The organism is candidate division TA06 bacterium, from assembly GCA_016235665.1.
Taxonomy (GTDB): Bacteria; Edwardsbacteria; AC1; order AC1; family EtOH8; genus UBA5202.
Map to the genome: position 1 here is coordinate 117131 of JACRJI010000016.1, position 11627 is coordinate 128757.

General features: G+C 55.1%; 8 protein-coding genes and 1 tRNA gene. 5 read left to right on the forward strand and 4 right to left on the reverse strand.

The features are described from left to right. Positions 1–64 precede the first annotated feature (64 nt). Both HZA73_10920 and HZA73_10925 read right to left on the reverse strand, forming a co-directional pair. The gene (locus tag HZA73_10920; protein MBI5806534.1) at positions 65–592 is read right to left on the reverse strand and encodes a DUF255 domain-containing protein; all 528 of its coding nucleotides are present in this window, start codon (positions 590–592) and stop codon (positions 65–67) included. Between the two features lie 42 nt (positions 593–634). Next, complete coding sequence (locus tag HZA73_10925; protein MBI5806535.1) at positions 635–1084, reverse strand: arginine repressor; 450 nt, start codon at positions 1082–1084, stop codon at positions 635–637. 776 nt (positions 1085–1860) lie between these two features. Between HZA73_10925 and rsgA the strand changes: the two genes are divergently transcribed. The 3 genes from rsgA to HZA73_10940 all read left to right on the forward strand — a co-directional run bounded on the left by rsgA (position 1861) and on the right by HZA73_10940 (position 6602). Then, positions 1861–2967, forward strand: coding sequence for a ribosome small subunit-dependent GTPase A (rsgA, locus tag HZA73_10930; GenBank protein MBI5806536.1), 1107 nt, complete (start codon positions 1861–1863; stop codon positions 2965–2967). Between the two features lie 49 nt (positions 2968–3016). Continuing rightward, complete coding sequence (locus HZA73_10935) at positions 3017–4807, forward strand: ABC transporter ATP-binding protein (protein ID MBI5806537.1); 1791 nt, start codon at positions 3017–3019, stop codon at positions 4805–4807. Positions 4808–4868: 61 nt separating this feature from the next. Further along, a complete protein-coding gene (locus HZA73_10940; protein ID MBI5806538.1) occupies positions 4869–6602 on the forward strand; it encodes an ABC transporter ATP-binding protein in 1734 nt (577 codons plus the stop codon). Positions 6603–6687: 85 nt separating this feature from the next. Here the strand turns inward: HZA73_10940 and HZA73_10945 are convergent, their stop codons facing one another. Next, positions 6688–7779 carry an endonuclease gene (locus HZA73_10945; protein ID MBI5806539.1) on the reverse strand — a complete coding sequence of 364 codons (1092 nt, stop codon included), beginning with the start codon at positions 7777–7779 and terminating at the stop codon, positions 6688–6690. A 142-nt stretch (positions 7780–7921) separates the two neighbouring features. On the opposite strand from HZA73_10945, the gene HZA73_10950 reads away from it, so the two are divergent. Then, entirely contained in the window at positions 7922–9877 is a 1956-nt protein-coding gene (locus tag HZA73_10950; protein MBI5806540.1) for an ABC-F family ATP-binding cassette domain-containing protein, read from the forward strand. Next, positions 9861–11417, forward strand: coding sequence for an amidohydrolase (locus tag HZA73_10955; GenBank protein MBI5806541.1), 1557 nt, complete (start codon positions 9861–9863; stop codon positions 11415–11417). Before HZA73_10950 ends, HZA73_10955 begins: the two co-directional genes overlap by 17 nt. Before the next feature lie 113 nt (positions 11418–11530). On the opposite strand, the gene HZA73_10960 is transcribed toward HZA73_10955, so the two are convergent. Beyond that, positions 11531–11606: transfer RNA gene (locus HZA73_10960), tRNA-Ile, on the reverse strand. Positions 11607–11627: the final 21 nt, after the last annotated feature.

Below are 11627 nucleotides of genomic sequence, written 5' to 3' on the forward strand. Positions count from 1 at the left end.
TCCCCCCATAATAATTTTAACTAATTCGTTCTTTGTTCAGATAATAAGACAACCGGGCGTGCCGCTATTTCCCCGCCCGGTATTCATCGTAGCTCTTGATCTTGTATGACCCGGAAGTTATGTATTCCAGCATCTTCAGATAGTTGGGAACATCTATGTACCCTGCGATCTGCACCAGCACCTTGCCCTGGGCGTCCATGATGACGGTGGTGGGAAAGCCTTCCACCTTGAGCAGCTGGGTGAGCTCCGTTTGGGACATCATCTTGCCCTGGTAGGTCAGCTTCTCCTGGCTTTCCCCGTCTATCTTAACAGCCATGAAATTCCTGTTGATGGCCTCCACCACCCCGGGATCGGTATAGGTTTTCTCGTCCATCACCTTGCACCATTTGCACCAGGAAGTGTAATAGTCGGTGATCACAAAACGCTTCTCTGCTGATGCCCGGGCCATGGCCTGGTCGAACCCAATCCACTCTGTCTTGGCCCCGCCGCCTTTGACCGCAGACTCCTTGTTTTCCGCTTCTTTCTTGCCGGAACAGGCGATGCCGGAAATCAGCAGCAGCAACAAAGCCGGCAGGAATAGATATCTTCTCATGTTTCACTCCCAATGGTTTTATTTTGTATTTTTGAGTTTGAGCTATGTCCGGTGGATGGCCTGTTTGATGATGGAGACCACTTTGGGAACCTGGGCAGTGGAGGCCGGTATCACCAGCACCGTGCAGAACCCGCCGATGGTTCCGATGATCTCCCTGCGGTTCAACTGTTCGACGTATCTGGCCACTCCCTGGGCCCGGCCAGCCAGGGTGTGGATCACTACCATAGACTCGTTGTTGCGGATGCTTAGGATCTCGAATCCCAGCAGCCGGTCTATGTGTTTTCCGGTCTCGTCCTCGGCCATCTGGTAGCGGGGACCGTCCGGGGTGACGGTGCGGACCACGCCCATCTCTGCGAAATCGCGGCTTAGGGTGGCCTGGGTGGCCTTGATGCCTATTCCTGCCAAAGCTCGTGACAACTGACCGTACCCGGAGATCGCCCGCTCGCTCAAAAGCTCCTTGATGACGCTCTGTCTTTTTATCTTGGTGGTCATTGATCTCTCTTCAATTAATTTGAAAAAGTATAATATATACCATTCCTGAAGTCAATATCAAAATGTAAATATTTACATATTTTTTATTTATATATACATTTTTCAAACGGAATAATGCAATTAATTGCATTGCCCTGATTTCAAAAGGTCCTTGATGGAAATCCCTGATATGTTAAGAAAAGATCCGTAAAATATTGTAAAGCAGGCTATCTCCCGTTAATATTTACAGATTATTGAAAAAAAGACTTGACAAATAACCTGGTTATGCTATACAATACGGCATTAACTTAAAATCTTAATTTTCTAAAGGTACCCAAGGGGGGTGCGCAAAAATGATCAACTATACTAACATAATCGCGAATCTGCTTCCCGTGGATAATTTTCCTGGGATAGTTGCGCCCCCATGCCACAGTTGATTTGAATTTATCTTCTTTACAAGGCCATGGGTTTGCGCAAAACCTGCGGCCTTTTTCTTTTACCATTCTTCGCCCCGGTGCTGATGCCGGGCCTAAAGCTGCAGGAAAATTTTTACCCTGTGGCTTTTTTATTTACCTGTCATCTCCCCAACCCGCAGAGGCGGTTTAAAGCGAGATCAGCCACGACACCGAAGGGAGGACAATATGCTGAAGATACTGGAACGCTGTTTAAAAGATGACCCCAAACTCTGCGAATTGCATAAATTGGATCAGACCATAAAGAGCATCTCGTTGCCGGATCTTAGAACCATCAGCGGGAAACCCATCATCAATTAAAAAACAGAGACATTGAGGTAAATAATGAACCTTTCAATCCTGGGCTGGGATTATCATTTCGAACGGAATTTTCGATTGCTGGTCTCCGCCCTGCCTGAAAACAACAACATCCTGCCCGGCCGGGTGGCGGCCGTCCATTTAAGCTTAGTGAGGGTTTTAACGGAACTTGGCGAACTGGAGCTGGCGGTCTCGGGAAAACTGCGGGACGGGATACTGACCGAAGGACTGCCGGAAGAATGGCTGACCGGGATCCCGGCGGTAGGCGACTGGGTGGCTTTTGACCACGATCCGGCCAACCGCAGCGGGACCATCAAGGCCATTCTGCCACGGAAGAACTGTCTGACCAGAAACCGGGCCGGAGCCTTGACCGATCAGCAGGCCATGGCCGCCAACATCGACACGGTGTTCATCGTGGGGGCCCTGAACGACGAGCTTAATTTCAGCCGGCTGGAGCGGTATCTGGTGGCGGCCCGGAACTGCGGGGCCAGTCCGGTGATAGTGCTGAACAAATCGGACCTCTGCTTGGACCCCGCAAAAAAACAAAGGGAAGCGGAACAAGCGGCCAGGGAGATCCCGGTGGTGGTGGTCAGCGCTTTGGCTGGCCAGGGGCTGGAAAGGCTTTGGGAATTTCTGCCGGAAGGCGGGACCTGCGTCTTTGTCGGCAGTTCAGGAGTGGGAAAATCCACTATTGTCAACCGGTTGACCGGGACCGATTCCCTGGCCACCGGCGAGCTGTCGGCATACAAAGACAAGGGCCGGCATGTCACCAGCAGCCGCAACCTGTTTTTGCTGCCCAACAAGAGGATGGTGATCGACACTCCCGGCTTAAGGGAAATGCAGCTCTGGGACGGGGGCGACGGCCTGGCCCAAACCTTTGACGACATCGAGGAACTGGCCGGCGCCTGCCGCTTCCAGGACTGCCGCCATGACGGTGAGCCGGGCTGCGCCGTAAAAAAGGCCTTGGAGAACGGCGGCCTGGAGCCCTCCCGCTATAAGAATTACCAGAAGATGCACCGGGAGCTGGCGGCTCACAAAAAAAGGCAGGCCCTGAAAGAAAAGATCACGGAACACCGGAGCTCCCAGAAAAAAGTGCGGAGCGGGCAGCGGCGGAATGTTTTGGAAGATGAATGACCATTCCCCCTCTATTCTAAATTAAAAATGAAATTATTGGAATTATATTATGTGGTTCGATGAAATCGACGAAAATATTGAAGACCTGCCGTCCAAGAAGATCTACGACCGGCAGCTGATGCGAAGGATGCTGCCCCTGCTAAAACCGTTTAGATTAAAAATAATCGGCGGCGGGTTGATCCTCATTGTCTCTGCAACCCTGGAATTGCTGCCTCCCCTTCTGCTGAAGCGGGCCATAGACGTCAACATCGCCGGCTCGGATATTAATGGGTTGGCCATAACTGTGGGGCTATTTGCTTTGCTTCAACTGGCCACCTTCGGGGTCGACTATCTGATGTTAGTAATATTGGAATCGTTAGGGGTGAAGATAGTGTCGGCCCTAAAGGAGCAGTTGTTCGGGCACATGCTGGGCCTGGATATCGCCTATTTCGACCAGCACCCGGTCGGTCGTCTTATTGCCCGGGTGGAAAGCGATACCGAGGCCATCCGCCGGTTGTTCAGTTCCACCATGTTTATGGTGCTACGGGCTATGGTTAAGCTGGCCGGAATGGTTTATTTACTGGTCAGGACAAGTCCGCAGCTGTTCCTGGCTGTTTCCACCCTCTTCCCGGTGATAATATTGCTGGCCGTGCTTTACCAGAAGAAGGTTCGTCCGATGTTCCTGGTGGTCCGGAAAAAATACGCCGACATTGTGGCCTATCTAACCGAAATGGTCCAGGGCATGAAAGTGATCCAGGCTTTTTCCCGTGAGGAAGCGGTTAAAAATAACATGGACAGATTGAATCGGTCCTACATAAAGACCCTGCTTCCGGCCGATGTTTTGACCATGGGGTTCTTTAGCATGGTCGACGTCTTCGAGATCATCGGCCTGGCCATCATCCTCATAGTAGGAGGAAGAATGGTTTCCCGAAACGCCCTGACCATCGGAGCCATGGCGCTTTTCCTGAATTACGTCAGGCAGTTCTTTTACCCGGTGCATCAATTTTCCGAACAGGTGGGCATAATGCAGCGGGCCTTTGCCGGTGCCCAACGGGTCTTCGAGATCATTGACCTCAGACCCCAAGTGGTCAGCGCCGCCGAAAATAGTTGGGACGGGTTCAAAGAGTCAATTGAGTTCCGGGATGTGAACTTCTCCTACCTGACCCGGGCCGGGAAGGACGAGCCGGACTGGGTGCTGCGCGACATCAATTTCACCATCAACAAAGGCGAGAAGATAGCTCTGGTGGGCGCCACCGGCGGCGGCAAAAGCTCCATCATCAACCTGATGCTCAGGTTCTACGATCCCCAGTCGGGCTCCATTGCCATTGACGGGACCGATGTCCGGGAGATACCGGTGGATAAGCTGCGCCGCCATTTTGGGCTGGTGCTGCAGGACGTCTTCCTCTTTCCCGGAACGGTGAAGGAGAACCTGACCCTGGGGGCGGAAATGAGCCGGGAGCAGCTGAACCGGGCGGTGGATATACTGGGGCTGAAGCGGATGCTGGACAAGATGCCACACGGACTGGAGTCGGAGCTGGCCGAGCGGGGCGCCAACCTCTCCCAAGGCGAACGCCAGCTGGTCTCCTTTGCCCGGGCTTTGGCCTTCGACCCCCAGATCCTGATATTGGACGAGGCCACCTCCTCGGTGGACCCGATGTCGGAAAGACTGATCCAGGAAGGCATCAAGCGCCTGCTGGAGGGCCGGACCGCGGTGATCGTGGCCCACCGGCTGTCCACCATTCTGGACGCCGACAAAATAATGGTGATCCACAAGGGCCGGATCGTGGAATCCGGCAAGCATCAAGAATTATTGAAAAAGAACGGTTATTATGCAAAATTATACCGAATCCAATTCGCCTAGAGATTCCGGCAGCTTGAAGCTTATCTTTGGATGGCTTCGCCGTTACTGGGGGTCACACCGGTTGGCACTGGTTGTCCTGCTGGTCATGACCGTTATCCAGGCAGCTTTGGCCACTAGATACCCCATTTATTTTAAACTGGTGGTGGACGGTCTGGTCAATAAACTTCCCACCCAGCAATTGAACCGCAACGTGCTAATTCTCTTTCTGCTGGGGGTGGGTGCGGCTCTAGTCTATTGGGTATTGATGTCCACCCGGGGCTGGACCAACATGAAAGTCGAGGCCGAACTAAGGAACAGGATATTTGCCAACCTCACCAGGCTGGGGCCCTCCGCCCTTTCTGGTTACCGTACCGGTGATGTGGTCACCCGTCTGACCGACGATCTGGCGGAAAAGCTATCCTGGTTCACCTGTTCCGGCTTGTTCCGGGCGGTCCATGGGTTTGTGCAGTTCAGCTTCGTTTTGTTTGAAATGTTCAAGATGAACACCACCCTGGCGGCCTTTTCCCTTATTCCCCTGCCGCTGGTGGCCATTCTTTTCATGGCAAACGAAAGCACTCTGGAACGGCGCTTCCTCAAGCTGCAGAAGGCCATCTCGGCAGTCAACGATTTCCTGGAGGCTTGCTTCTCCGGCATCAGGGTGCTCAAGATCTACAATCGCCAGGAACACCAGAAAATCGGATTCTCGAAGGCCATGGATCGGCGGGTTAAGACTGAAGTCAAAAGCATCCAGTCGGAAGGCCTGTTCAACTCCTCCAACAACTTGGTTGATCAGTTGGGATTGCTGGTAGTTATTTTGGCCGGGGGGTATTTGGTGATCCAGGGTAAATTAACATTGGGCGGCTTCGTGGCCTTCAATACATATAGCCTGATGCTGGTGGGGCCGCTGTTTGACATGGGCAACTTCTTTGTCTCCGGTAAGCGGGCAGCGGTCTCCTACGCCCGGGTCCGGGAGCTGGAGACCGCTTTGCCCGAGGTCGGCGATCCGTCAGAACCAAGCAAGATATCCTTTGAGCATTCCCTGGATTTCCAACAGGTGTTCTTCAGCTACGGGAAGAACGGCAAATACCAGCTGCAGGATGTCAGCTTCCGGGTGGCCCGGGGGGAAAAGATCGCCCTGATGGGCGAGGTGGGCTGCGGCAAGACCACCCTGGTCCATATGCTGCTCCGCCTGCACGACCCGGCCTCCGGCGCGGTCAAGATTGACGGTGTCGATATCCGGCAATTCAAGCTGTCAGAACTGCGGAGCATCATCGGCTATGCCCCGCAGGAGGCCCTGCTGTTCTCCGAAAGCATCTTGAACAACGTCATCTTCCACCGGGACAACGTTGACCAGGACCGGGCGTTAGAGGCCGGGCGCATCTCCCAGCTGGAGAAGGAGGTCAAAGGCTTCGCCCAGGGCTACGACACCATGATCGGCCAGCGCGGCACCAGCCTCTCCGGCGGCCAGAAACAGCGGGCCTCCCTGGCCCGGGCCATCGTGGAAAGGATCGCCCTGGGGCATCCCAAGATACTGATCCTGGACGACATCACTTCGGCCCTGGACGCCACCACCGAAGCCCTGGTCTGGCAGGAGCTGAATGAGAAGCTCCCCGGAGTCACCTGCTTCATCATCTCCCATCGGACCTCCACCATCGAACGGGCCGACCAGATACTGGTGCTGAAGGACGGAAAGATCGTGGAACAGGGCAGCCACCGGGAACTAATGGCCAGGGACGGGTATTATGTGACGTTAAGGGAGAAAGAAAAGCTCGAAGAGAATGGCAATGGCAGCGCCCCAATTCTCTCCGCCAATTGAACAACAGTGGCATCAGGGTACTAACCGGCAAAACAAAACGGCGCAGTTAAACTGCGCCGTTTGTTAAATGAAAATCCCGAAAACATTATTTAACCAAAACCATCTTCCCGGCCGCAAACGGTTTTCCATTAGTTTGAAAACGGAACATATAGACTCCATTGGGAAGCGCCTCTCCCCTTTCGTTCCTGCCGTTCCAGTTAACGGCGTGTTCCCCGGCATTCAGTTTTTTCGTCCAACTATAGACCCTCCGGCCGCTCACATCATAGATGACAAATTCTGCGGCAGCCCCGGCGGAAAGAGAGAAGCTGATGTTGGTTGAACTGGAGAACGGATTGGGCCGGCTGGGATATACTTTGATGCCCCTGGTCAGTTCCCTGTTGTCCGCTCCGCCCTCCACCCCCAGCGCCGGAAAGAAGGCCCGGCGGATCAGGGTGCTGTCCAGCACGAAGGGATTGACCTTGTTCTGCTGGTAGGCAGCTATTTTCTTGGTGCGGGTTATTTCCCGGGCATCGGCCGGGTCGCTGACATGCCAGGCATACAGTCCGTCCCTCTGGCCGGTCCACCAGGCCAGATTGGTGTCACCCAGCTGCCACATGGTCAGTACGTAGTACATGGCCCGGGCGGTATTGCCCTTTTGAGCCTCGCGCGGTTCGAATCTGACGCTGGTCAGCAGTTCGGCATACTGCTCTATGTTCGAAGTGGGAACAGTGGTGGTGATCACATTGTTGCGGTACCATTTGTTGGTCTGATTGTCCGTGATGTCGCCGAAAGGCAGCGTCCCCCGGTCGCCGTTGACCTGGACCTCGGTGGGAAACAGGTGGTGCAGGTCGGCCTCGGCGGTGCCCGAGGCCAGCATGCTCTGAGGCCAGGTATGCTCGCAGTTTATATCCAGGCTGTAGGCCCAGGTGCTGGGATCCTGACCCGGCTGCATGTAAATTTTGTAACCGCTGTAAACGCATTCCAGGCTATCGTTCAGCTTGTCGATCACCCCATACATGGTATCGCGGCCGGCGTCGTAACCCAGGTTGGTGGTAGATTTATAAGAAGCCACCAGCGAGTTTATCAGCGTGATCCCTGTCTGCCCGGCAAATATCGTGGAATCCGGGGGCACGGTGCCGGCCCAGACTATGGAGACAGCCGTCAGGGAAAGAATAATCGTAAAATATTGTTTTTTCACTTATAAATCCTTTATTATCCTTTAATTATCAACCCATTTCACCAGTTTGTCAAGTGCCGTTTGTATATTTTTTGGAATTATGATAGAATTGACTGCCTGCGCTCCACCATTTTAAAAATAACCATTTTACTGTTTTCCTTAAATGATCCAGCTTTCCAACATATCGGTCTCCTTCGGCGAAAAGGTCCTCTTCAGGGACATCACCTGGAACATCGGGCTTTCCGAGCGCATCGCCCTGGTGGGCCCCAACGGCGCCGGCAAGACCACCCTGTTCAAGATCGCCCTGGGGCTCCAGAGCCCCACTACCGGCGGGGTGGCCTCGGCCAAAAAGATGCGCACCGGCTATCTGCCCCAGCAGGAGGTGGTATTCAAGGGCCGGACGGTGCTGGAGGAGGCCTCCTCCGTCTTTGCCGACCGCCATGCCATGCGGGACGAGGCCGAGGAGCTTTCCCATCTGATGGCCGCCATGTCCCAGGATGACCCGGAGCTGCCGGCGGTGGTGGAGCGCTACGGCGAACTGCATCACCTGTTCGAGGGACAGGACGGCTACCAGCTGGAAAGCCGCACCAAGTCGGTGCTTCAGGGGCTGGGTTTTTCCGAGGATGACTTCTCCCGCCCGGTGGAGACGTTCTCCGGTGGCTGGCAGATGCGCCTGGCCCTGGTCAAGCTGCTGCTGCAGGACCCTTCCTATCTGTTTCTGGATGAGCCCACCAACCACCTGGACATCGAGTCCATGGAATACCTGGAGGGCTTTCTGAAAAGCTTCAAGGGCACCGCGGTGATGATCTCCCACGATCGTTATTTCATCGACCGCACCGTCAAGAAGATCTTTGAACTGGAGCACGGCCGGCTGGACATCTACCACACCAACTATTCCGGATATCTGACCGAAAAGGAAAAACGCCGGGAGCTGCTGATCAAACAGCAGGCGGAGCAGGACAAGGAGATCGAGCATTTAAAGGAATTCGTCAGCCGCTGGAAGGGCAATTATATCAAGCGGGCCATGGTCACCAGCCGGGAGAAGATGATCGAAAAGCTCCGGCAGCAGCGGGTGGACCTTCCCTCCACCGTCAAAAGCTTCCGGCTCAACCTGCCCCAACCGCCATATTGCGGGCGCAACATGGTGACCCTGAAGGACGTTTCCAAGCATTACGGCTCCAAACAGGTTTTGAATAACGTGGACCTGCTGGTGGAGAACGGACGCAAGCTGGGACTGGTGGGTTTGAACGGAGCCGGCAAGTCCACCCTGTTGAAAATGCTGGCCCGGGTGGAAGCCCCCACCTCCGGGGAGATGGTGGAATCGCCCCAGCTGCATCGGGCCTACTTTGCCCAGCACACCGCCGAGATGCTGGACGACAAGAAAACTGTCTACCAGCAGGTGGAGGACGTGATCCCGCTGGAGACCCCGGGCCGGATCCGCACCATCCTGGGTTCTTTTCTCTTCCCCGGCGACGACGTTTACAAGAAGATCTCGGTGCTGTCCGGCGGGGAAAAGTCCCGGCTGGCCCTGTGCTGCACCCTGCTTTTGCCGGCCAATCTGCTGATCATGGACGAGCCCACCAACCACCTGGACCTGAAGGGCAAGGAGATCCTGGAGCAGGCTTTAAAGGAGTATCAGGGAGCCGTGGTGCTGGTGACCCATGACCGCTACCTGCTGGACCAGGTGGTGGATACCGTGGTGGAAGTGGCCGGCGGGCGGATCGGAATATTCCCCGGCAATTACACCGAGTATCTGGAGAAAAAAGAATCCCTGCTGGCCCAGGGCGCAACGGCGGCCCCCCAGCCGGTCAAGGAAAAGGCGTCTGCCGCCAAACTTCCGCCGGACAGGCCGCTGTGGGAGGAATCCAAAAAACTAAGAGCCCAACAGGCGGCCGAACAGCGGAAACATAAAAAGACGGTGGCCGAACTGGAGGAACGGATCCATTTGCTGGAAAAGAAGCAGAAGTCCCTGGAGTCCGATCAGGGCGGCCTGGCCGATCCCTCCATTTACAAGGACGGCGCTAAGATGAAGGAGCTGATGAACGATTTTGACAAGAACCGCAAAGAGCTTAAATATCTCTATGACCGCTGGGAGCATTACAATGAAGAAAACGCCTAAGGCCGGAACGGTCAGGCTCTTCACCAACGCCAGGATCCATGCCGTTGCGGACATAAACACTGACGAAGCCATGGCCTGCGACGCTTTTACCGGAACCATCCTGTCGGTGGGAAAATCCAAAGAACTGATGAGCAGTTATAAATCTCTGAAGCCGGAGATCATAGACCTTCAGGGAATGACCGTCCTGCCGGGCTTCACCGACTGCCACACCCATTTTTGCGGCTATTCCCTGATGCTCAGCCGGCCCAATTTGGACGGGATCGGATCGCTAAAGGGCTGCCAGGAAAAGGTCTTCTCTTATCTCAAGGGAAAAAGACCGGGGCAGTGGATCATCGGCACCGGCTGGAACAAGAACATCTGGGCCGAAGGCCGCCTGCCCCATAAAAACGATCTTGACGCCGTAGCTCCTTCCAACCCGGTCTTCTTGTGGAGCAAGGACTGGCACACCGGATGGGTCAACAGCGCCGCCATCAAGGCCCTGGGCTTGTCGCACAGCACCCAGGCCAACACCGGCGGCGTGGTGGAGCTTGACGCCCGGGGGAGTTTGACCGGCCTGCTGCGGGAGGAGGCCGCCAATGCCTGCTATCTGCAGATCCCCAAGCCTTCCTGGCCGGAATACCGGCAGGCCCTGACGGCCGGGCAAAGGTCCCTGGCCGGACTGGGATTCACCTGTTTTCATACCATGGAGACCAGCGAAGAGTTCCAGGCCCTGCAGGACCTGAAAAACGAAGACGCTTTAAAGCTGTCTGCCGTATGCTACTTAAGACATCAGTCACTGGGCGACCTGATCTCGCTGGGAGTCAGGTCCGGGTTCGGGGATAAAAAGCTGAAATTCGGCGGGCTGAAGCTGTTCGTTGACGGCTCGCTGGGATCGCAGACCGCCCTGATGCTTCAGCCTTACGAGAACAGCCGCTCACAGGGGATACTGGCCATGGATCAGGATCAGCTGCTCTCTTTGGTGACCGCCGCCTCCCGGAACGGGATCGCCTGCGCGGTGCATGCCATCGGCGACGCCGCCAACCGCCTGGCCCTGGACATATTCGAAAGGGTCCGCGATCTGAACCCCAAACTGCGCCATCGGATCGAGCATTGCCAGCTGATGGCCCCGGACGACATCGCCCGGTTCGGGAAGCTGGGCCTCATCGCATCGGTCCAGCCCGTTCACTATCCCTCGGACCGGGAACTGATCGCCAGACACTGGGGAGCCAGGGGCCGCTATGCCTATCCTTTCGGCTCGCTGTCCGGATCCGGAGCCAGGCTGGCCTTCGGCTCCGACACCCCGATAGAGTCCCCCAATCCCTGGCCGGCCATCCAGGCGGCGGTGTGCCGCAAAGAAGAAGGGATCACCGTCAAAGATGCGGTCAGGGCTTATACCTCCAATGCCGCCTATGCTTCCAATGATGAAGCGGTAAAGGGTACCTTGGAACCGGGCAAGCAGGCAGATTTCATCTGCCTGTCCGAAGACATGTTTCAAGTAAAGGCAGATGCGATCGGGCGGTTAAAGGTAAAAAGAACATTTGTAGGCGGAAAAGAAATTTAAAGTTAAAAAGCAAAAAGGCGGAGATTTGTAAAAACAAATCTCCGCCTTTTCTTATTGCGTAATCTGGCCTGCCAGACGTAGCCGGCAAATATTATTTCTTTTATGGCGAAGTCTGGTGGGCCCTCGGGGATTCGAACCCTGAACCAACGGATTATGAGTCCGCTGCTCTAACCGTTGAGCTAAGGGCCCAGCCTGAAATAGAATGTAATT

What these genes read in the sequence shown, in the direction of transcription:
- rsgA (MBI5806536.1), top strand. Translation starts at nt 1,861, where the DNA reads ATGAACCTTTCAATCCTGGGCTGGGATTATCATTTCGAACGGAATTTT.
- HZA73_10925 (MBI5806535.1), bottom strand. Translation starts at nt 1,084, where the DNA reads ATGACCACCAAGATAAAAAGACAGAGCGTCATCAAGGAGCTTTTGAGC.
- HZA73_10955 (MBI5806541.1), top strand. Translation starts at nt 9,861, where the DNA reads ATGAAGAAAACGCCTAAGGCCGGAACGGTCAGGCTCTTCACCAACGCC.
- HZA73_10920 (MBI5806534.1), bottom strand. Translation starts at nt 592, where the DNA reads ATGAGAAGATATCTATTCCTGCCGGCTTTGTTGCTGCTGCTGATTTCC.
- HZA73_10935 (MBI5806537.1), top strand. Translation starts at nt 3,017, where the DNA reads ATGTGGTTCGATGAAATCGACGAAAATATTGAAGACCTGCCGTCCAAG.
- HZA73_10950 (MBI5806540.1), top strand. Translation starts at nt 7,922, where the DNA reads ATGATCCAGCTTTCCAACATATCGGTCTCCTTCGGCGAAAAGGTCCTC.